Source organism: Edaphobacter bradus (assembly GCF_025685645.1).
GTDB classification, from domain to species: Bacteria; Acidobacteriota; Terriglobia; order Terriglobales; family Acidobacteriaceae; genus Edaphobacter; species Edaphobacter bradus.
Map to the genome: position 1 here is coordinate 565,981 of NZ_JAGSYF010000002.1, position 22,479 is coordinate 588,459.

The 22,479-nt window shown below is 60.1% G+C and carries 15 protein-coding genes; 6 read left to right on the forward strand and 9 right to left on the reverse strand.

All coding sequences use genetic code 11. From position 1 onward, the window contains the following. Positions 1-5: 5 nt before the first annotated feature. From OHL16_RS08420 to OHL16_RS08430, 3 genes are read right to left on the reverse strand one after another with little or no spacing between them, the layout of a single operon-like run. Complete coding sequence (locus OHL16_RS08420; RefSeq protein WP_263366667.1) at positions 6-1,499, reverse strand: PspA/IM30 family protein; 1,494 nt, start codon at positions 1,497-1,499, stop codon at positions 6-8. Positions 1,500-1,555: 56 nt separating this feature from the next. After that, positions 1,556-3,349 carry a sensor histidine kinase gene (locus tag OHL16_RS08425; protein ID WP_263366668.1) on the reverse strand — a complete coding sequence of 598 codons (1,794 nt, stop codon included), beginning with the start codon at positions 3,347-3,349 and terminating at the stop codon, positions 1,556-1,558. Between the two features lie 54 nt (positions 3,350-3,403). Then, positions 3,404-4,093 (reverse strand): response regulator transcription factor, encoded by a 690-nt coding sequence (locus OHL16_RS08430; RefSeq protein WP_263366669.1) that lies wholly within the window; start codon positions 4,091-4,093, stop codon positions 3,404-3,406. A gap of 311 nt (positions 4,094-4,404) precedes the next feature. On the opposite strand from OHL16_RS08430, the gene OHL16_RS08435 reads away from it, so the two are divergent. Further along, positions 4,405-5,826 (forward strand): APC family permease, encoded by a 1,422-nt coding sequence (locus tag OHL16_RS08435; protein WP_263366670.1) that lies wholly within the window; start codon positions 4,405-4,407, stop codon positions 5,824-5,826. A gap of 187 nt (positions 5,827-6,013) precedes the next feature. Further along, complete coding sequence (locus OHL16_RS08440; protein WP_263366671.1) at positions 6,014-9,928, forward strand: TonB-dependent receptor domain-containing protein; 3,915 nt, start codon at positions 6,014-6,016, stop codon at positions 9,926-9,928. A gap of 143 nt (positions 9,929-10,071) precedes the next feature. On the opposite strand, the gene OHL16_RS08445 is transcribed toward OHL16_RS08440, so the two are convergent. Both OHL16_RS08445 and OHL16_RS08450 read right to left on the reverse strand, forming a co-directional pair. Next, positions 10,072-10,737 carry a hypothetical protein gene (locus tag OHL16_RS08445; protein WP_263366672.1) on the reverse strand — a complete coding sequence of 222 codons (666 nt, stop codon included), beginning with the start codon at positions 10,735-10,737 and terminating at the stop codon, positions 10,072-10,074. A gap of 176 nt (positions 10,738-10,913) precedes the next feature. Next, positions 10,914-11,144, reverse strand: coding sequence for a hypothetical protein (locus OHL16_RS08450; RefSeq protein ID WP_263366673.1), 231 nt, complete (start codon positions 11,142-11,144; stop codon positions 10,914-10,916). 234 nt (positions 11,145-11,378) lie between these two features. On the opposite strand from OHL16_RS08450, the gene OHL16_RS08455 reads away from it, so the two are divergent. Together OHL16_RS08455 and OHL16_RS08460 are read left to right on the forward strand one after the other, a co-directional pair. Next, positions 11,379-11,846: a nucleoside deaminase gene (locus tag OHL16_RS08455; RefSeq protein WP_263366674.1), complete on the forward strand. Its 468-nt coding sequence runs from the start codon at positions 11,379-11,381 to the stop codon at positions 11,844-11,846. 24 nt (positions 11,847-11,870) lie between these two features. Next, complete coding sequence (locus OHL16_RS08460; RefSeq protein ID WP_263366675.1) at positions 11,871-12,527, forward strand: trimeric intracellular cation channel family protein; 657 nt, start codon at positions 11,871-11,873, stop codon at positions 12,525-12,527. Positions 12,528-12,709: 182 nt separating this feature from the next. Here the strand turns inward: OHL16_RS08460 and OHL16_RS08465 are convergent, their stop codons facing one another. The 4 genes from OHL16_RS08465 to OHL16_RS08480 form a co-directional block, all read right to left on the reverse strand. After that, on the reverse strand, positions 12,710-14,296 hold the full coding sequence (locus OHL16_RS08465; protein ID WP_263366676.1) for a porin: 1,587 nt from the start codon (positions 14,294-14,296) through the stop codon (positions 12,710-12,712). Between the two features lie 228 nt (positions 14,297-14,524). After that, a complete protein-coding gene (locus OHL16_RS08470; protein ID WP_263366677.1) occupies positions 14,525-15,559 on the reverse strand; it encodes an aldo/keto reductase in 1,035 nt (344 codons plus the stop codon). A 68-nt stretch (positions 15,560-15,627) separates the two neighbouring features. Beyond that, on the reverse strand, positions 15,628-16,017 hold the full coding sequence (locus OHL16_RS08475) for a YybH family protein (protein WP_263366678.1): 390 nt from the start codon (positions 16,015-16,017) through the stop codon (positions 15,628-15,630). Between the two features lie 142 nt (positions 16,018-16,159). Next, entirely contained in the window at positions 16,160-18,187 is a 2,028-nt protein-coding gene (locus OHL16_RS08480; RefSeq protein WP_263366679.1) for an ATP-dependent DNA ligase, read from the reverse strand. A 197-nt stretch (positions 18,188-18,384) separates the two neighbouring features. Here OHL16_RS08480 and prfA point away from each other — a divergent pair, with 197 nt between their 5' ends. Both prfA and OHL16_RS08490 read left to right on the forward strand, forming a co-directional pair. Beyond that, on the forward strand, positions 18,385-19,461 hold the full coding sequence (gene prfA / locus OHL16_RS08485; RefSeq protein ID WP_263366680.1) for a peptide chain release factor 1: 1,077 nt from the start codon (positions 18,385-18,387) through the stop codon (positions 19,459-19,461). 427 nt (positions 19,462-19,888) lie between these two features. Beyond that, positions 19,889-22,300: a protein kinase domain-containing protein gene (locus OHL16_RS08490; RefSeq protein ID WP_263366681.1), complete on the forward strand. Its 2,412-nt coding sequence runs from the start codon at positions 19,889-19,891 to the stop codon at positions 22,298-22,300. The last annotated feature ends 179 nt before the right edge of the window (positions 22,301-22,479 follow it).

The window sequence follows — 22,479 nt, forward strand, 5'->3', positions numbered from 1 at the left end:
CTCTCCTAAAACTGATATCCCAAGGAAAATGTGTAGACATCGGCCGTGTTTCTGCTCCCGGTGATCGGCCAGGTCCATATCCTCCGATACTCCGGCGAAAGAATCAGATAAGTCTTCGGCCTGTAGATCAAGTTACCAACGACCATTCGATTCCGTGCCCGCAGCTGCGTCGCGCTCGCCGTCGCAGGCAGCACGAGAGAGTGAAAGTCACCCGCGAAGCCATTGTCCACGCCTGCGGAGGCATTCACCTCAAACAACTGCCCGATGCGGGATTTGAGCTGCGTCCACCCTCCGATGTCATTGAGGCCGCGGATGACCGCAAGACCCGATGCCGGATCGGTTCCGTATAAAACGTCTTTATAGACGCCTCCGCCAAGGCCACCGAGCGAGCGGCCACGATAGCCCTCGCCGCTCAGTTCGAACCGGTGCGGCAGTGGAATACGCCAATCCGCCGTAAAGGCCCATGCGTCGTTGTGAGGGTCACCGGAGTAGTCGCTGCTCGTTGTGATTGCGTACCTCTGCCGGCTGTAGTATCCCCCAAGCCCGACCTGCAGCCCGTCGGCCTTTGAACCATACGAGACTCGCCCTTCGTAGGCTGGCTGCCGCGCACGCTCACCCGGACTGGGGCCGCGAAAGACATCCGTTTGGCTGTACCCGGCAGCAGGCGGGTCCCACAATCCAAGCTCCAGTTGCAATTGCCTGTCCTCCGACTCCCACAACTGATGCGCGAAGCGCAACTGCGGGGCCCACGTCCATAGATTTCCTGCCCAGGCCAGTCCCGGCTCGGCAACCGTCGCGTACGACGTCGGCGAAAGCGGCGAGATCAGCGGCCCTTCCATGCCCGCCCGCAGCCAATCCCTCTTCCAGTCAAGATGAATGCTTGCCGTGCGGATGCGAACGATGCCCCCCGCAGTGCCATAGTTGCTGTAGGGAATCCCTCCGAAGAAGTCCAGGTTCAGCTCTGCTGACGTTTTCGCGCCCGCTATGCGCGGGCCGAAGGCTTCAATCCCAAGGATCGTCTGACGCAGACTTGCTCCTGCGCTTCCGCTTGAGTCAGCCGCCGGCCGAACGGCGATTGAGGGGAGATCGATGTTGTCGACTGTCCCTCGATTGACGAAGGAGTTGAACAGAACAAGGCCGCTCACTCGCACCGAATACTTCGACGCACTCTCCAGCTTCACCTGGTCATGAAGCTTTACCTGCTCCTCAAGCGTCTCGACACGCTCCTCAAGGTCATTTTTCTCGGTCTGCGGGTTCGCTGAGTCAGGGCTGCTGCTGCCACCTGACGCTTGCGCTCCGAGCTGTTGCCTCACCTGGGTGAGCTCTTCCTGCAGCTCCAGAATCTGCTTCTGGGACTGCTCCAGCTGCTGGCGCGTCGCTGCAAGAGTGGAAGAGATCGTCTCCAGCTTGTGGACCAGCTGCGCCGCGCTGCTCTCAGCGACCGAGGACGATTCACCAGCAGCCTGAGGGTCTCCCTGTCCTTGCAGCATTGTGGACATTGAACACACCAGAAGCCAAACGAAGAGTCTGCAGGTAAGGTCTCTCATCTTGTCCCTCATCGATAGGTATGCGCCTGTATTCGTTCGGTCTTTTTCTCCGGACCGTTCTCAGGCTTCCGTAAAGCACTCTTCGGCAGCACGATGGTGAAGACCGCTCCGGGGCCGCTCGCCTCACTCAGCTCAATGCTGCCGCCGTGCTCCTGTGCAATCTGCTGCGCAAGAGTAAGTCCCAGGCCAACTCCACTCTCCCGCCCCTGACTGACGAATGGCAGAAAGATGCTTTGCCGAATGGCTTCGGGAACGCCGGGGCCATTATCTGCTATCTGAATACGAATGCTCATCTCACCGACAAGTAGACTAAGAGTGACCGTGGGAGGTCCGCTGCCTCGTCTTGCCGCCTGGCACCCGTTCAACAGGATGTTGTAGACGGCTCTGCCGAGCTTCTTCGCGTCGATCCATGCCATCAGGGGAGCGAGCCCGTTCAGCACGATCTTTACGTCACGAGACGCCGGGTGGGAGCGAACCATGCTGGCCGCGCTCTCAACAACGGCGTCCAGCGATTGATATTCAGGATAGAGAGCGCGGCCCGTCTGCGTGAACAGGAGAAGCGAGTCGAGCAGGTCCGTCATGCCCTGCACCGCCATGCGTACCTCTTCCATCAGGTCGTCGCGCTCGGACTGAGGAATCTTCCCATCACTCAAAAACTCCGCGTTGGCGTACGCGGCAGAGAGATAGTGCCTGAGATCGTGCGAGATTGAGCTCGCCATTCTTCCAATGGTTGCGAGCCGCTCAGAATCGATCAGCTCAGCCTGCGTGTGACGGAGTTCGACCCGCATCCGCTCGAAGGCCCGGCTCAGCTCCCGTATCTCCTCAACGCCGCCTTCGCTCAGTTGATAGTCGAAGTTTCCTTTCGCCAGGGCTCGCGTACCTCCGAGCAACACTGCCAGCGGATGCGTCAGCGTGCGGGAGATCGAGATGAAGATACCAATTCCCACCAGGAGCGTGAGCAGCGCGAGAGTCAGCACCCACCGGTTGACCTCATGCACCAACTGGCTCGCCTGCTGGAAGGACTTCAGCACGACCAGTCTGGGCACGGCGACCGCGCCGTGTTCCGGCTGGCCGGCCGCGACGCTTGCCGATGCGACCAGATAATCCTCGCCACCCAGCCGGATCCTCCGGTCGGTATTCGTAAGCCCGGAGAGTGCTCCGGCCTGCGTGGCTAGCTGCTGTTGCAGCTCGGGCTTCAACGTACTGACAACCACTCTCCCATCGACGACAAACGCAACATCGGCGGCGGCGGCTTCGCTCACCTCGCGCGCTACCTGCGTATCGATCGCATAGCCGACCGCAACCGAGCCTAGTTGCGTGCCGCTCGCGCTGCTCCCAAACCACAAGGGCTCCAGCGCGACCTCATAAAGACGATCGCCGAGTGTCAGCAGCGCAGGCTCCGGCGCGCGCGCGGACCGTTCCAGTTGCCGCTCTACCAGCGTCCGATCGAGAGCTGGCCCGCGAGTGTAGAGAGCGATCAGCTTTCCGCCTGGATCCAGCAAGGCGAAGAGGTCACTTCCGCTGAGCTGCCAGAACTCGGTGCCGCCGTCTTCGATGGTGCGTACGTCGCCCGCAGTCATCAGGGCCTTCAGCGGAGGCAGATCGGCCAGCAGGGCAGACTCGCGCGACAGTACCTCTCTGCGCTGGTGTTGCAGATTCTGATAAGTCCTCACCGAGTGCTGCAGATCGGAGGCCAGGCTCGCAGTAATCTGCCTCTCGACGATCACGCGAATCACCAGCAGACTGACGAGACTGCAGCCAACCGAAAGAAGGATCAGCGGAACGAGCAGCGTCGTTCTCATTCGCAGCCTGTCCATCAACCTTGTCCTCTCCCGCTTCGGGTTTCGCCTGCTGTACTAGTCGCCGCGCACAAACTTGTAGCCGATGCCGTGCAGCGTACGGAAATAGATGGGCTTGGCAGGATCAGGCTCCAGCTTCTGGCGCAGCTTCATGACGTGGTTATCGACCGTCCTCGTCGTTGGGTACGAAGTATAGTGCCAGACGTCGTTCAGTAGCTCCTCGCGGGTGATGACGCGCTCAGGATTCTCCACGAAGTATTGGAGCAGCTTGATCTCATGGGCGGTCAGTGAAACCGACTCGCCGTCCTTGAACACTTCCATGCCCGAAAAATCAGCAGCGATGTTGCCAAACGTGACGCGGTCATTGACCGCCGGCCGCTGGGCTCTCCTGATGGCGGCCTGGACCCGGGCCATCAGCTCTCGCGGGCTGAATGGCTTGGTCACGTAGTCGTCCGCGCCCATCTCAAGCAGGAGTACCTTGTCCGCGACCTCCGAGACCGCGCTCAGCACCACAACCGGCATAGTCGGAGACCACTTCTTGATGCCCTTGCAGACCTCCAGCCCGGACATCGTCGGCAGCATCAGATCGAGCACGACGCCAGCAGGCTTCAAGCTCTTGCAGCTCGCCAGTCCCTGCTCGCCATCTCCGGCGAGATGGACCTCATAGCCCTCGGTCGTGAATTGACGATGCAGGGCCTTCTGAATCCTCGGGTCGTCCTCAATGACGAGAATTGTGTTCGCAGCCATGATTGCCTTCCATCCCAGGATGCCTTTACTTCATCCTGACAACTCTTCCGACACTTAACTCTATCTATCTGCGGGCTTCAGGGTACAGCTAGAGACCGCCAAAGACCACCGCATGACATCAAATAACAAAGCCGTGACAATTTGAAGACAATTTACTTGGTCGCTGGGACCCCTCTCCCATGAGTTGACGCATCTTCTCCTTTGCCCCACACTCAAGCTAAGCATTCACTCACATCTCAACCGCTCATGCCATAGCTCCCTATCGAGCTTTTGCCGAAGGAGCGGCATGAGCTCTATCGGGTAAGGTCTGCATGGACGTTTCAGCGACTGAGATACGCGAGAAGGTCTCTCCTTTTCTTGACGGCGAGAGCGCGCCCAGCTATGGGCTGCGGCAGCAGGTCCTCTCGCCACTGGAGGTTCTGGCCCAGTCGATCTCCACCATGGCTCCAAGTACGACTCCCACGCTGACGATTCCGCTCGTCTTTGCGCTGGCCGGCAACGGAACGTGGCTCGCGTATCTGATCGCCATGGCCGGGATGCTGCTGATGTCGCTCTGTATCTCCATCTTCGCGCGCGACTCCGCCTCGCCCGGCTCGCTCTATACCTACACCCGCGACACCCTGCCTCCTATCTTTGCGGCGATCGCTGCGTGGGCACTTTTCTTCGCCTACATCATGACGGCTTCGTCCGTGATTGGAGGCTTCCTCAACTCCTCCTATCTCTTCCTCGGACGGCTTGGGCCGCATGTTCCGGGCGCGCTTCTCGCCGTCGTGGCAGCAGGTGGCGCCTTCGCCATCGCTTATCGCGACGTCAAGGTCTCGGCGCAGATCATGCTGTGGATCGAGGCGACCTCGGTCTGCCTCATCGCGCTCGTGGTGGCGCTCGTGCTGTGGAAGCACGGGCTGCATCTGGACCGCGCGCAGCTTCAGTTGCAGGGCACGACAGCCTCCGGGATCCGCCTCGGCGTCATGCTGGCCATCTTCAGCTTTGTCGGCTTCGAGAGTGCGACGACTCTCGGCTCCGAGGCCCGCGAGCCGCTGCGTAATATTCCCCGCGCCGTCATCCGCAGCGCAGCTCTGGCTGGAGTCTTTTTCATCGTCTGCACCTACGGCGAAACGCTCGGCTTCCACAGCTCTCCCACCGGCCTCGGCGAGAGCAACGCTCCGATGCGATTTCTCTCGGCACAGGGAGGATTGCCCATCGCCGGGCCCATCATCGACGCAGGCGTCCTGGTCAGCATGTTCGCCGCGACGCTTGCCTGCATCATCGCCGCGGCCCGCGTGCTGATGCTGATGGCGCATCACGGCCTTGCCCACGCGAGCCTTAGCCGAACCCATTCGCGCAACGAGACTCCGGCAGCCGCCAGCCTGCTGGCAGCCGTGCTTGCCCTGCTGCCGGTCGCCTGGCTCGCGGGCCGAGGCGTCAGCGGCGCGGACATCTACGGCTGGATGGGCGCGCTCGCCGTCTTCGGCTTCCTGACGGCGTACGCCCTGGTTGCCGTAGCCGTGCCGATCCACCTGCGCCGCCATGGACGGCCCCGCTGGTGGGGCGTCGCCCTCTCCGTCGTCGCCACAGTGGCCATGCTGGCTGCGATTCTGGGGACGATCTATCCGATTCCGCCGGCTCCATACCGCTATCTGCCCTTGATCTACGCTGTTTATCTCCTGCTTGGAGTCGCCTGGTATACCGTTCTGAAACGTCGCAGGCCCGTTCCTTCTCCATCTCTTCGATGACGGGATGAATTTCCTTGCGTGGCCATGCTTACTTTGCTAACTTCGTCTAAACACTCATTTAACCGTTAGTTAACCGGATCCCCGGATAACAACTGTCAGTGTTTTCGGCTGCCACGACGCAGCAGAAGCTTCCAGCTCTTTCCGAGCAAATCACAAAACAACGTAATGCTTCTTCGGAGGTAGTGCCGTGCTGCATCTTAAAGTACGCATCTCAGTCGTTCTCTCCCTTGCGCTTCTCGCCATAATGATGGTCTTCCCGGCGCGCTTCATCGCCCAGCAGACACTGGGCGGAATTACCGGTGTCGTGACCGACGCCCAGGGCGGGGTTCTGCCGGGTGTGGTCGTCACGGTCGTGGGCGAGCAGACCGGGCTGACCCGAACCCAGACCTCCGGCAGCAACGGCTTCTACGACTTCGCCAACCTTCCCATCGGCACCTATACGCTCTCGTTCGTCAGGGATGGCTTCCAGACGCAGAGAATGTCGGCCATCCCGGTGCAGAGCGACCGCACCGGAACCATTAACGCGCAGTTGAACGTCGGCGCGGTCAACACCGTCATTAGTGTGGATGCCGTGCCCCTGTTGAACGCCGTCGATACGACCAACGGCTACGTTATGGACAAGCAGCAACTCCAGTCGATCCCGCTGCCGACGGGGAGCCCTTTCCCCGCGGCGACTCTGTCGCCGGGGCTGAGCGCGGAACTGCCTGGGGGCACCGGCGCTCTCTCAGGCCTGGGCAATCCTCCCATCTGGGCCAACGGCCAGCGCGATACCAGCAACAGCTTCTCACTCAACGGCGTGGACACCAGCAACCTCTTTAACGGCAAGAGCACCAGCCAGGTCTCCTCGGCGCGCGTCATCAACAGCACCGGAGCCTCCACCAGCACCGGCGGCGGCGGCGTGATTCAGTCGGTTGCCTCGGTCTACCTCTCCATCGGCAACGCCATCCCGACTCCCGCCACCGACACCATCCAGGAGATCCGCGTCAACGCCTCCATGTACGACGCGCAGCAAGGCTCCACCTCCGGCGCGCACATCGACATGAATACCTCTTCCGGGTCCAACTCCTACCACGGCACCCTTTATGGACAGCGCGCCACCAACTGGATCAATGCAGCGCCCTTCTTCTTTAAGAACGACCCGATCATTGCGAACAACCCCAGGCTGGTGAACCCGGCGCTGCACCGCTATCTCGCCGGAGGCACCTTCGGCGGCCCCATCATCAAGAACAAGCTCTTCGGCTTCGTGGCTTACCAGCATCTGCGGGTCGCAGACCAGGAGATCGGCGACGACTTTCTCACCGTGCCGGCTGGCCTCTCCGATACCAACCGCGACGCCGCAGGGTTCGCCGGTATCGTGAACAACAACTTCGGCTCCGGCCTCACCGCCGGGAACATCGATCGCACCGCTCTCGCCCTGTTCAACGCACCCGCGCTTCCCGGCGAACCCGGCAAATGGCTTATCCCCAACGACAGCGGAGCCGGTCTCACTCCCGCGCATCCCTTCAACGCCTTTCTTCCCGGCACAGGCACCTTCAAGGCCGACATGGCGGTAGCCAACCTCGACTACAACGCCACCAACAAAGACACCGTCTCGCTGAAGTACTACTACCAGCACGATCCCACCACCGCGCCTTACGCCTACTCCAGCGTCCCGGGCTTTACCGAGCACCTCGACTCCGGCGCGCAGGTCTTCTCCATCATCAATACCTACCTCGTCAAATCCAATCTCAGCACGACGCAGACGCTGGGCTTTATCCGCGAGAAGACCTGGGTCGACAATGAGCAGCCCTTCCTCCCTAGCGCGATTCCCGGCGGCTCGCTCGGCACGGTCTCCATCAATACGTTCGGCTCACACTACTTCCCCGGAGTCTCGATTGTGAACGTGCTCGGAGCTGCTGCGTACAACGCAGGACTTCAGAGCACCGGGATTCTGAACATCGGCCCGAACGCAGAAGGGCAGGCTCCCAACACCGGCGCATTCCAGAACCGGTGGCAGCCTTCCGCCAACGCCATCTGGACCCTGGGCAAACACACCGTCAGCTTCGGCGCCAGCTACAGCTATACGCAGCTCAACACCATCGACCACCGCACCGGCACGGGCACCGTCGCCACCGACGATCTAAGCGCCTACGCTCAGGGCTATGTGACCCCCGGCAGCTCTTCAACTGCCTTCTATGTCAGCTCCTTCCTGCAAGGCAACGCCAGCCGCTACTATCGGGCCAACCAGTTGGGAAGCTACGTCCAGGACAAGTTCCAGATCACTCCCACGCTTTCGCTGACCGCCGGTCTGCGCTACGACTGGGATGGTGGCCTCACCGAAAAATACGGCCGCATCTTCAACTTCGATCCCACTCTCTATAACTACAACGCAACGTCAGACACGATCGTCAACCCGGGCTTCATCATCGCCGGCAACAACACCAACGGAACGACCGGCGTCAGCTCGACCACATTGACCGGCCGTCAGTGGGGCTTCGGCCCCCGGCTGGGAATGGCGTGGCAGCCGCAGGAGTTCGGCGGCAAGGTCGTCGTCCGCGCGGGCCTCGGCATGTACTACGACCGCGGCGAGCTCTTCAGCTACCTCTCGCCCGGCTATGCTATCGGCACCGTCACCGGCGGACCCTTCGGCGTCAATCAGCAGCTGCCCTTCGTGACCGCGCAGAGCTGCCCGACAGCGACCCTCTACAGCTACTACATACCTACCTGCGGCGGACTGGCCCCGGGCGGCGATCCCTTCGCCCCGCCGACCGTTGCACCGACTGCCTCGACGGGCAACCTGGCCAATCCCTACACGAACGTTCTGAGCCCGGCTCCCACCAACCCCAAGTCGTCCGACCTGAGCAACTACCTGCCGAACATTGCAGGCATCAACAATGGCGGCCAGCCCATATCGCTTGGCGTCTATGACCGCACCAACAAGCTGCCCTACACCTACAACTACACGCTCGATATCCAATGGCAGCCCCGCAATGACCTGGCCATCGAGCTCGGCTACGTCGGCAACCTCGGCCGCCACCAGGTCGTCCCGGTCCCATTCAACCAACCCGGCATCGCCTCACCCACTCACGCGATCCACGGTGAAACCTACTCCTACGGCTACAACGTCCTCGGAGCCACGCTGCCCAACGGCAACCCCTATAGCGCCGACTACGAGGGCGGCAACGTCGACCACCGCGTTCCCTACATCGGCTACGCGGCGGAGTCCATCGACTACAGAGCCGCAGGCGTCGATGCCTACAATGCGCTCACGGCGCATATCGAAAAGCGCATGAGCCACGGCCTCCAGGTCGCCGCCTCCTACACCTACTCCCACGCGCTCGACGAACAGAGCGGCCTGGGCCTCTTCTACAACGGCAATAACCCGCTCAACCTTCGCGACGGCTACGCCTCGGCCGACTTCGACCGCACCCACGTCATCAACTTCAACTACGTCTACGTGCTGCCCAACTTCGTCCACGAACACAACCTCCCAAGCTACTTCGCGAATGGTTGGTCTATCGTGGGCCTTACCGTCCTGCAGAGCGGCCAGCCCTACAGCGTCATCGACTTCAGCGGCGCTATCGCCAGCATCTACTACGGCGTCAGCGACGGCATCACCAACCCCGTCGTCCCGCTGGCCCCGGGCTGCAATGCGAAGAACGCGACGACCGGACACTCCGGAGCCTTCGGACCACCCGCCCTCAAGGCCTCCTGTTTTACCGTCCCGCTGATCGGCGCGGGCGGCCTGGGCGGCGCCGTTCCTACCTCCGACCCCTATGAGACCAACTTCACCACAGGCCAGCGCAACATCTTCCGCCAGGCCTTCCAGAAGCGCGCAGATGCCTCGCTCGTCAAGATGACCAGGTTGACCGAGCGGTACAGCCTCAAGTACACCTTCGACGTCTTCAACCTGACCAACACCAGCAGCTTCGACGTGCCCGGCAATGAGGTCTCGCAAAACCAGAACTACAACGGCTTCCCGGCGGCAGGCACTCCGGTTCTGCCCACTGCCTGCGATGCTACCAACGCGGGCTTCTACAACTGCCCGTCCGGACTCGGCACTGTCACCCACACCATTGGCAGCCCGCGGCAGATTCAGATGTCCCTGCGGCTGCTCTTCTAACCCAACTTCAACCCCACCAAACGGCAAGCGACGGAGGAGCAACCCTCCCTCGCTGCGGCTCTACGCGCTTCACTTCGCTACCCACCCCAGCGGAGCTATCCGCTCCGCAACGCCTTCCCTTGATAGCCGCGATGCTTACCGAACTAGAAAAGGAGCGCCAAGAGCGCGCCGACGCCGAACAGGAATAGTAGGACGCGGACTTCCCATTGCAGGATACGCCGTTTGTACCATGGCCGACCTTCAGGGTAGTAGTAGAGCACCGGCACGTCCGGGCGGAGCACCATAAGCTGGCCCACCTTCGTCTCCTTGTAGAACCGTCGGTACCAGTAAGCCGCCCAAGCCAAATCCCACCTCGGTTCGCTGCTCCAAAATGGCGGGCTATCGATGGATTCAAACACGGCAGGGTCGAATCCGCTTCCGGGATAATCCAGAAATCGAACCTCTTCGCGCACTATTTTGTCTTCTTCGTCGTGAACCACAAAAAACACGTAGGAGATGACCGGATCAGAACTAGAGTCGTCTTTGTCCCACCAGAACCACTTTGCGGCAAGGGGCTTGATCCCCTCTTTCCGTAACTCAAGAATTGTGTTAGCCAACTTAAGATTGAAGTTCGGGCCACGCAGAGCCAGGCTGCCCGTTTCCGTGGTAACGTCGATTGCGGTGAGCTGATCGTCGATTTGAAATTCTTGCCCTTCAATGTCCTTTAGCAGTTTTCCTAACGTAATATCCTCTTCTTGCCGTTGATCCCCAGTGCCCTTGATCTGTTTCAGCGGGAGTTCCAGCGCGCTGAGTGCGAGGGAATAGGCCACGGGCCGGAATCCACGCCACTTCACACCGGGTTTTGATAAGGTTGCGCGCACCCAGGGGATTATAGAGCCGGGTAGGCAGGCAATGATAAGGTCTTGAATTTGTTCCGAGAAAACCCGACAGCCCAGAAAGCGAATTAGTCGCGCTCTGTCGCTTCCCTGACGATCAGCGCAGCGGCTTAATTTACGTCCTCGCGGGTCTTCTTTTTGGGCTTAGACGCAAGGGACTGATCTGCTTCCACAATCTGATTTAGGTGCCTATCGTGGACTGCTGTTCGTAGCCATCCCATTAATTCCGCAGATTTCCGGAACTTCTCGGCCTCTTCCGCAGAATCGAATTCGCCTAGAACGGCAGGGAATAAACACTTTGGGTCTTTGCAGCCGATGACATGAAATCTCTTCTTTCCCATTCGTCAATCATCCTACTTCGCAAGCAAACGTGCCAACCCTGTGGATTTCAAACTGCACCACTACTAGCATCGCGAACACTACTTTTTCCGCGATACTTGTTGCTTCTCCACCGGGCCTTTTTTCCCAGGTTAATTTTTCCCCAGGTCAATTTCTTCATGCAGATTCAAGGGGAGCGCACTCTCCATCGCTTGCCGTTTCTCATTTCATCTGCGGATCACGATAAGCTGAGGAATATGGACCACTCGCCCACGCAACCCGACTATCAGGCCATGCTTCAGACCGCAATCGAAGAGGCCCGCATCGGGCTCGCCGAAGGAGGCCTGCCCATCGGCGCGGCCATCTTCCGCGGCGACGGCACGCTGGTCAGCCGCGGCCACAACCGCCGCATCCAGCAGGGCGACCCCTCCATCCACGGCGAGACCGACGCCTTTCGCCGCGCCGGCCGCCAGCGCAGCTACCGCGACCTCATCATGGTCACCACGCTCTCTCCCTGCTGGTACTGCAGCGGCCTTGTGCGCCAGTTCGGCTTCAGAACGGTCGTCGTGGGCGAGTCGAAGAACTTTGCCGGAGGGGCAGATTGGCTGCGCTCGCTGGGAATCGAGGTCATCGACCTCGACTCCCCGGAGTGCATCACCATGATGTCGGGCTTCATCGCGGAGAACCCCGGCCTCTGGAACGAGGACATCGGCGTCGACGAGTAGACGCTGGCTCTGGCTAGGAGCGAAATGATTATCCCCATCGCGAATGAAAAGGTCCTGATTAGCACGTTTCTGGTAGTGGTCGACCTCGTCGGAACCTTCGTCTTCGCGCTCAGCGGAGCCATGGCGGGCGTCAAACACAGGCTCGATCTCTTCGGAGTTCTGGTGCTCTCTTTCGCCTCGGCCACCGCGGGCGGAATTACTCGCGATGTTCTCATCGGCGCGATTCCGCCCGCCTCAATTCACGACTGGCGTTACGTAGGGGTCTCCGTGCTCGCTGGCCTGGCCGCCTTCTTCTGGCATCCGGCCATCAACCGCCTGCAGAGCCTGGTCCTCTTCTTCGATGCAGTCGGCCTCGCGTTGTTCGCTGTCGCGGGCACGCTCAAGGCGCTTGCCTTTCACCTGGGCCCTGTCGCAGCCTCGCTGCTCGGCATGCTCACTGGAATCGGCGGAGGCATGGTGCGCGACATCCTCGTCTCCGAAGTCCCCGCAGTCCTCAGCGCTGAGCTCTATGCCGTCGCCGCGCTGGCTGGCGCGGCAGTTGTGGTGCTCGGCAATATGCTGCATCTTCCTTCCTCGCCTGTCGCCATCGCCGGCGCGCTCCTCTGCTTCGGACTCCGCATGGGAGCCATCAAGCGCAACTGGCGGCTGCCCATCGCCAGCCCACCTCGCCAGGCGAAGTAGCATCCACCTCGCCTCTCATTGCGCTGCGGAGACAGTCCCGCTATCCAGCACAGGCTCGTCGAGCCCGCACAGGGTGGGCCCGCTACCGCGTCGAAGACGGCTCTACCCGCTCTCTACAAGAAAGAAAGTGCCGCTCTCTCCAAAGGAGAGAGCGGCGATTGACGTGGAACTCACGAACCACATCAGAACTTCACAAGGAACGCTGCGGTCATGCGGTTCTCGCTGTTGCGAAGGTCCGGAGACCATCCGGGCACAACCGAGCCCGGCGCGCCGGTGTTTCCTCCCGGAGGCGTCACGCCTCCTGGCCCACTGAAGTACGGCACGTTCGCCGCGCGATGGTTGTACTCCAGCCGGTAGGTAAAGTACTGGCTCGGCATGTAGTCTGCCGTGAACGAAACGTCCCACGCCTTGAACGGATCGCCGGGATTCCCCGTGAAGTACGGCGTCCCCGAGGCTGCGGTTGCTCCGTTGATCGGCGGCAGCAGCACCAGGTAGCGGCCGGGGTTGTTGATACGTCCACCACCGATAGTCACAGCGTAGCGGTCGCGATCGAACCACAGGCGGTTATAGACCATGAAGCCGAGGAAGCTCTGCTTCAAACCATGCTTGCTATTGCCGAAGCAGTTTACGCCGCCGCCTTGCTCGCAGCCTATGTCGCCCGTCAGCGACATCGCCGCCTTGCTGATTTTCGACTCCGGCCGGTCGTAGTACTTGTACTCGACGCTGTCGTCGCTGTGGAAGCGTGTCCGGCCGTGGACGCCAAGCGTATCGCGTCCTACCGCATACTGGTTGCCAAGGATCGACCACTTCCCGTTCGGCCGATACAGAACCTGACCGCCGATGCCCGGCCTGCTGTTGAAGCGGCCATAAGACTGCCAGCCGTTGATGAACCACGGCTCGATCTTCAACTTCGCCGTGGGGAACCACTGCACGCGCACGCCATTGAAGAACCACGGCGTATTCGACGAAACATACGATGGCTGATAGGCCCAGTTGTCAAACTGGTAGTACGAGAATAGTCCGACGTACGACATGAAGATGCCGGCGTCGACGTTGACACCGTGCTGCACATTGAAGTGATAGCCGCCGTAGGCTTCCGACACATAGCGATAGGCATCGGAGAGATTCCATTGTCCTCGCGCAGGGCTGGCGTCGTTGCGCGGCGTCGTCTGGGAGTACAGGCCGAACTGCGTCATCAGCCGCGCGCGTACGTTGTCGTAGTGAAAGTCGCCGCCGACGCCAAATTGCGTCACATGCACTTCATTCGAGCGGAAGATCTCGCTTGAGCCGCTGATCGTGTCGTCCGTGGGATGGCGGAAGTCGTACGTGTAGTTGACGTCCGAGCGAATCTCCGGCGTGAAGAACTTCGTGGCGTAGGGTGTGTCTTTTGTGCGGGCATTGCCGTTCAGCCACGTAAAGTCGGCAAAGGCGAACGGTTCCGACTTGGGATTTTGGGGGTCCGTGATCTCTGGCTCTGCCTCTGCGAGAGAAGACGAGGCAGCGGATGCTTTTGCTGTTGTTATGTGATGCGTCTCCGGCGCGGCGGCACCGGCCTGCTTCAGTTCAAGGAGCTGCTTCTGTATCTGCTCCAACTGCTGTTGCAGCGCCTCGATCTTTTTATCCTGCGCTGTGCGCTGGTCCTCATTGTTATGCTGCGGCGCTGGGTCTGAGCTCTGTGCTCGAAGATTCATCGTAGCCAGAATCAAGGTGGCCGCGATGGCGATCCTCGTCATGGAGGTCCACTCGCGTAATACATTTTTGATTTTCACTGCACTTCTTCCTTTCTGGCATCCTGTGCGATTGGCCCCCTCGCACACCCGTGCTGACCAGCTCTTGATGCTAGCCATCACCGGATAAGGAAACCGTTAGTAATCCATAAAGAATCCATAATCGTCAGATTGCAATACCGGAAGAAAGGTGTTTCCGAAGAGTGACTTAAATGAACAAAGGAGCGAGACGCATGCCTCGCTCCTTTGCATGGATTGCTGTGCAGTTGCCTACACCGGCTTCGGGTTGCGCTCCTCAAACTGGCGCTGGTGCCAGTACGGGTAGGCGAGCTTCGGATCGCTCGCCGCATCGAGCTTCGCAATCTGCTCCGCCGTCAGCTTCCAACCCACCGCGCCGAAGTTCGCCTTCAACTGCTCCTCGTTGCGAGCGCCAATCACCAGCGTCGAAACTGACGGGCGCTGCAGCAGCCAGTTCAGCGCAATCTGCGGGATCGTCTTGCCCGTCTCCTTTGCAACCTCATCCAGCGCGTCGACGACCTTGTACACGTACTCATCATCCGGACGCGGACCGCTCTCGAAAACCACCTTCGTCTGCAGGCGGCTGTCCTTCGGCAGCGGCTGCCCGCGGCGAATCTTGCCCGTCAGTCTTCCCCACCCGAGCGGTGACCACACCAACGCGCCCACGCCCTGGTCCAGCGCCAGCGGCATCAGCTCCCACTCGTAGTCTCGCCCGATCAGCGAGTAATACACCTGGTGCCCGACATACCGCGCCCATCCGTACCGTTCGCTCACGCTGAGCGACTTCATCAGGTGCCATCCCGAGAAGTTCGAGCACGCGATGTAACGCACCTTGCCCTCGCGCACAAACTTGTCCAGCGTGTTCAGCGTCTCCTCCACCGGAGTCGTCGCATCGAACGCGTGCAAATGGTAGACATCGATATAGTCCGTGCCAAGCCGCTTCAGGCTGCCTTCGAGCGCCTGGACCAGGTGGTAGCGGCTCGATCCCACATCGTTCGGCCCCTCGCCGAAGCGGAAGGTCGCCTTGGTCGAGATCAGCACGTCCTCGCGCTTGTGATGCTTCAGCGCCTTGCCCAGCGCCGTCTCGCTGCTGCCGTTCGAGTAGACATCCGCCGTATCAAAAAAGTTCAGCCCCGCATCCATACAGATGCCCACCATGCGGTCCGCCTCTTCCTGCGAGGTCTCCGCCCACGCCTTGAAGAACTCGGTTGTAGATCCAAACGTTCCTGCGCCGAAGCAAAGCTCCGGCACCTTCATTCCCGATTTGCCAAGCTGTCTATATTCCATGGCTCATATGATGCCTCGGCTACCGGCTGCGACGCATCACAGCCATGCCAATAAAACCGATATCAAACCTATTGCTTTGGGGAAGGTATCGTCACATCCCGAATAATCTTCCAGCCCTTCGGTGTCTTCTCGAAGACCAGCATGTACGACCCGCCCGCATCGCCGCCACCTGCAGCCGTGCGCTCCAGATGAAATTTGCCGGTCGCCGTCGCAAATCGCTCATCGAGCGTCTGCACCTCGACATCGCTGTAGGTCAGGGTCCCCATCTTCTCGCGCGTGGAGAAGACGGTCCGGTATCGCTCCAGCATCCCTGCATAACCCCGGCTGATCGTCGAGCCGATGAACAAAATGTCGGGCGAGTTCTTGTAACCAGTCGCGAATGCGTCCAGGTCGCCGCGATTCCAGTCAACGGCCTGCTGGGCAAACACCGCCCTTATCGCAGATTCATCTGCGGTCATAGGACTCTTCTCCGCGAAAGCAGAACCACCCCACAAAACAATTGCAATCAAGACTGCCAAAGCCGAGCGATACATAAGATGCCTCCGCGTTACGAACCAAAACTGCAGTTTGAGAATAACGTCTTTTTCACCGGATCGAACTTCACGTCTCGGACTCCACCGGCTTGTCCACCTGCGATTGGTACACCTCTTCCACTCGCTCCACCGTGTCAATCTCGTTCACAGGCTTATCATCCCGAATCCGCACAATCCGCGGAAAGCGCAGCGCAAACCCGCTCGCATGGCGCGGGCTGCGCATGATGTTGTTGAACGCGACCTCCAGCACTCGCAGCGGCTCCACTGTACGGAAGAACCCACGGTCCTCGAGCGTGTGCTCCATCATCCACGCGCTCATCTCCGCGATCTCAACATCGGTCAGCCCGGAGTACGCCTTCCCCACATTCAGCAGCTCGCCATCTGCTCCACGCACGGCAAACGTGTAGTCACTCAGAATCCCCGCGCGCTTGCCATGCCCGAACTCCGCGCCAGTCACCACAACATCCAGCGTAGCCAGCTCGCGCTTCATCTTCATCCACGCCAGCCCGCGCCGCCCCGGCTGATACACCGACTCCGCCGCCTTCAGCATCACGCCCTCGTTCGCCCGCGCGCGAGCCTCAGCATATGCGCGGTCGATGTCCTCCGCAGACTCCACCAGTCGCGATGGAGCCAGCAGCAGCCGCTCGACACCCTCCTCCTCAGGCTCGGCAAACATGAACCCCTGCGCACTCTTCTTCCTCTCATCCACCGCCAGCGGAGACCTCACCACCTCCACCAGCTTCTCCACCACCGTCTCAAGCCGATTCCGCCGCTCCCGCAGCGGCCTCTCCAGCAGCAGCTCGTCATCCGCATACATCAGGTCGAACGCCATGAAGATCACCGGAACCTGTCGCCGCCACTCATTCGACACGCGCTTCCGCCCGATCCTCTGCCCCAGCACCGCGAAAGGCAGCGCCCGCGCCTCCTTCAAATCCCACCCAAGAATCTCTCCATCAAAAATGAGCGGCCCCACACACGCCTCACCCACCCGCGCGAACGCCTCCTCAAGGTCCGGATAACTCTCCGTCACATCCTCGCGATTCCGCGAATAAATCGCCACCCTTCCCGGCTGCTGCGGATCGCCGCAATGCACCTGCGCGCGCATGCCGTCGTACTTGTCCTCAAGAAACGCCTCAATGTGCACCGTCTGAATATCTAAAGCAACGCCATCCTCGGCGGACCCGCCCCCGACAGAAGTGTCATCCTGAGCGGAGCGAAGCGGAGTCGAAGGACCTGCGGTTGCTTTAGTCTTTGCTTTCGCTTTTTTGTTTGTCATCCCCGAAGAGGATCTGCTTTTCCCTTTCCCATCGCCACCCTCGCCCACCGAAAAACGCTCCACCGCCTCCTCCGGCGACTCCACCGGCGAGGCCAGCATGAAACCCAACGGGTGGAACAACCGCATCCGCGCATCCTGCAGCGTCCCGGCGAATGCGCGCCGAACCGCCGCACCCAAATCCGCCTCCAGCATCACCGCATTCCGCACCGCAGCTACCGGAACCTCAGCCGCAGCAGCAATCGCCTCCTCCACCAAACTCTGCTTCACGCCAATGCGCATATCGCCAATCATCAGCTTCAGCAGATACTTCGCCTCCAACGGACTAGCCCGCCGCAACAACCCCTCCACCAACCCCGCCCGAATCGCCGTAGTCTTCGCAACCGCCATCCCGGCAAACGCCTCCGCTACCGCCGCCACCGTCAATCCAGCCGAAGAACTGGGTGCCCCATATCTGGCGGCTTCATCGCCAGATGTGGGTTCTTTCCGAGTCACAGATTTCAAATTGGACAACAGATCAAACCCAGCCGCCCCCAGATCCCCATGCCGTTTATAAGCCGCAGTCAACTCAATCTGAGTAGCCCCACTCACCTCCAGCAAAGCCTTCGACAACAATGCCCCACCCGCATTCAGCTTCCGCGAATCCGCCTCGGCAAACGGAGTCCCCGCAAGATAGAGCGCGAAGAGCCCCGCATCCTCGCTCCCCGGCGAAGCCTCATGCACAGCCCTGATCGCCTCGGCGATGGCGGCACGCTTCTTCAGCCGGCCCGACTCACCCGCCAACCGCTCCGCCAGGTCCGCCAACGCCGCAAGCCGTGCCATTTCAAGCCCTCTCCCCTAAAGCTGCGCCTGAACCCGCCACAACAGGAGTAACATCAAATAAGAGTGATGCGCGCATCCGCAAACCCGGTGTCTTCCTCCCGCGTGGCCCCCACCCGTCACGACTTTGCCTAGCTGCGCCCTCACGCTTTCTACTCCCTATTCCCTATTCACTACTCCCTGCCTTACAAGGAAAAATCATGTTCGACCGCCTCGACCAACTCGAAGCCCGTTACGAAGACCTCGGCCGCCAGCTCGCCGACCCCACGCTCGTCACCGACCAGAAGAAGTTCTCCGCCACCGCCAAGGCGCACCGCGACCTCGAGCCTACCGTCGAGAAGCTCCGCGAGTACCGCGCCATCCAGCAGGGTATCGCCGACGCGCGCACAATGCTCGCCGACTCCGATCCCGACATCAAGGAGATGGCCCAGACCGAGCTCCTCACCCTCGAGCCGCGCCTCGCCGAGGTCGAAGAGGAGCTCAAGGTCATGCTCCTCCCCAAGGACCCCAACGACGACAAGAACATCATCATCGAGCTTCGCGCCGGAACCGGCGGCGACGAGGCCGCCATCTTCGTCTCCGAGATGTTCCGCATGTACCTCCGCTTCGCCGAGCAGCACAGGTGGAAGGTCGAAGTCCTCTCCACCTCCGAGACCGGAATCGGCGGCGGAATGAAGGAGGTCACAGCCATCTTCGAGGGCGACAAGGTCTACTCGCAGATGAAGTACGAGTCCGGCGTGCACCGCGTGCAGCGAGTCCCGGCGACCGAGACGCAGGGCCGCGTCCACACGTCGGCCATCACCGTCGCGGTGCTCCCCGAGGCCGAAGAGGTCGACATCAAGATCGAAGCCAAGGACCTCCGCGTCGACACCTTCTGCTCCTCCGGCCCCGGAGGCCAGTCCGTCAACACGACCTACTCCGCCGTCCGCATCACCCACATCCCCACCAACACGGTCGTAAGCTGCCAGGACGAGAAGTCGCAGATCAAGAACCGCGAGAAGGCCATGCGCGTCCTCCGCGCCCGCCTCTACGAAGTCGAAGAGGAGCGCATCCACCAGGAGCAGGCGAAGGACCGCAAGCAGCAGGTAGGCTCCGGCGACCGCTCGGAGAAGATCCGCACCTACAACTTCCCGCAGAACCGCGTCACCGACCACCGCATCGGCCTCACCACCCACCAGCTCAACATGGTCATGGAAGGCATGCTCCAACCCACCATCGACGCCCTCATAGCCCACGATGTCGCCGAAAAACTGAAGGCAGAAACCACCACTGCGTAAATCTCGCTTTGCGTCAACGTGGCCGAAAATTAAACTCGAAGGGCCTGTTTCTCGACAGCGCCCTTCGATCGCCACAAGAACTATTCAGAAAACCCCGGCATAACGTCGGTGGCGGACTACTTGTTCTGTGACTGTCCGCTTGCGGGTCCCCTCGAGGACCTCTTGCACGGCGTCTTTCGCAGCGCTGGCTTCGAGGAAGGGTTGACGCCTGTAATAACTAAAAGTGATGAAGTGTATCTGTCTGATATGCTGTGGCGTCTCAGGCCGGTTGGCATAGCTGTGCGAGCAGTGTACCTTCCCACCCTTCGCAAAAAACGCGAAGGATGGGGCACCCGAACTTTTGTGGCTGGTTGAGAGTGGAAGGGCGGGCCACCCCAGCCGGGTCCTGTTTGACCGCTTCCAAGTTCCGACCTAACATTTCCGCACAATGGCCACCCCTCCCCAACTCATCGGCAGCGCCATCTCGCATTACCGCATCGTCGAGAAGTTGGGCGGCGGTGGGATGGGAGTGGTGTACAAGGCCGAAGACACAGAACTCGGCCGGTTCGTTGCCCTCAAGTTCCTCCCCGCTGAGGTTGCCAAGGATCCGAGTGCTCTGGAACGCTTCCGCCGTGAAGCACGTGCTGCCTCGGCACTGAATCATCCGAACATCTGCACAATCCATGAGATCGGCAAGCACGAAGGTCAGCCGTTCATCGTCATGGAGTTTTTGGAAGGGCAGACCCTCAAGCACCGGATCACTGGACACCCGCTGGACACCGAGAGCTTGCTCGATATCGGCATCCAGATCGCCGATGCGCTCGACGCCGCCCACAAAAAAGGCATCGTTCATCGCGACATCAAACCCGCCAACATATTCGTTACTGAACGTGGACAAGTAAAGATGCTGGACTTCGGACTAGCCAAAGTCGTCCAGCGTAAATCCGAACCTGCAGCAGTCGGAGCCACAGCGGCAACGGCGAACGAAGAGTATTTGACCAGTCCTGCCAGCACGCTGGGGACGGTAGCTTATATGTCGCCGGAGCAAGTGCGGGGAAAGGAACTGGACACCCGCACCGACCTGTTCAGCTTCGGCGTGGTGCTGTACGAGATGGCAACTGGCATTCTGCCATTTCGTGGCGAGAGCACGGGAGTGATTTTTGAAGCCATTCTCAACCGGGCTCCCCCTCCTCCGATGCGGCTGAACCCCGATCTGCCGCCTAAGCTGGAAGAGATCATTTCCAAAGCTTTGGAGAAGGACCGTGATCTGCGGTATCAGCACGCTACTGATATTCAAACGGATTTGCAGCGGCTGAAGCGCGACACAGGATCTGTAAAGCCAGAAGTGGAAGCCAGGCCGGCTGCAGCTTCGAAGTTGTCGTATGTCCGTTTGGTGGCAGCTGCTGTCAGCATTGCGGCGATCATTCTTTTGCTGGCGTTAGGAGCACGATTCTATATTGCGCGCCCTGGGACGCGAATCAACTCCATAGCCGTTCTGCCGCTTGAAAACCTCTCACATGATCCCGAGCAGGAATATTTCGCTGATGGCATGACAGATGCACTCATCACCGACTTGTCCAAGATCGGTTCCTTGCGGGTGATTTCCCGCACCTCTGCTATGCAGTACAAGGGGGCGCACAAGACTTTGCCAGAAATTGCGAAGGAACTGAATGTCGACGCCATAGTAGAAGGATCAGTAATGCGTTCAGGCAATCGGGTACGAATAACGGCGCAGTTGATCCATGCGCCCACGGACCAGCACATGTGGGCAGAGACTTATGAACGTGACCTTGGGGATGTCCTGAAGTTGCAGAGTGAGGTCGCCCAGGACATAGCGCAACGGGTTCGCGTGCAGTTGACCCGTCAACAGCAGGCCAGACTCGGTACCGCTCGGCAAGTGAATGCGGCGGCCTATGAAGCCTATCTAAAAGGACGTTTTCAGGAGACTACAAGCTTTTCGACGCCACATACAATCAAGGATGCGCAGCGTTACTTTGAAGAGGCCATCCAGCAAGACTCGGGCTTTGCACTGGCTTACGTAGGGCTAGCAGACTGCTATCAGAGCCTAGGTGATTTTCGCTGGGTGCCTCCCCAGGATGCCTATCGGCCCGCCAAGGAGGCACTTAACAAAGCGTTGCGACTAGATGCAACACTGGGCGAGGCCCATACCACACTTGGTTGGCTGAGTTGGCGGTATGAGTGGGACTGGCCAACTGCCGAAAGAGAGTTCAATTACGCGCTTGAGCTAAACCCCAACTACGGAGATGGTCATGCTAATCTCGCAGTCTACCTGGGCTGGAGTGGCAGACGCGCTGAGGCGCTGGCTGAGGTCGCAAAAGTGCGCGAACTCAGTCCCGCTTGGGCTCCCAACATCGAGTCAGTGATCTACTATCATTTGCGTGATTACAAGGCGATGGTTGAGATTGGCCGACGGTCCGTGCCATTGAGTCCGGAGAATTGGTCAAGGCATTACTTTTTTGCCGTCGGTTACGAGGGGTCAGGTCAGCTGCCGGAAGCCATTCCTGAATATCAGAAGGCGGTCGAGTTATCGCAGGGCGACACAGACCCGAGCGCCGGATTGGCACACGCTTATGCAGCGACAAGCCAAAGGGCTAATGCGGAAAAGATACTTCGAGAATTCATACAAAAGTCGAAGACTAGCTATGTCTCGCCCTACATGATTGGAACGATCTACGCTGGACTGGGTGACAAAAACAAGGCGTTCGAATATCTGGAAAAGGCCTATCAAGAGAGATCGCCAGACATTCCTTACTTCCTAAAGGCTGATCTGAGGGTTGATTCCCTCCGCTCTGACCCACGCTTTCAAGACCTTGTGCGCCGCGTGGGACTGCCGCAATAAACTTGGGTAGCGCTTTTGCGCGATGCCGATCCTGACATTTTCCCATCCTGGGCTGGGTGGCCCATATCTAAGATCGGGTGCCCCATTCATGGCGCAGCTTCATGGCGACATGAGTGGGCTCCGTCTGCTGAAGGCAAATCCGAAATCTCCCCCACCACAAATTCCAATCGCACCGCGCC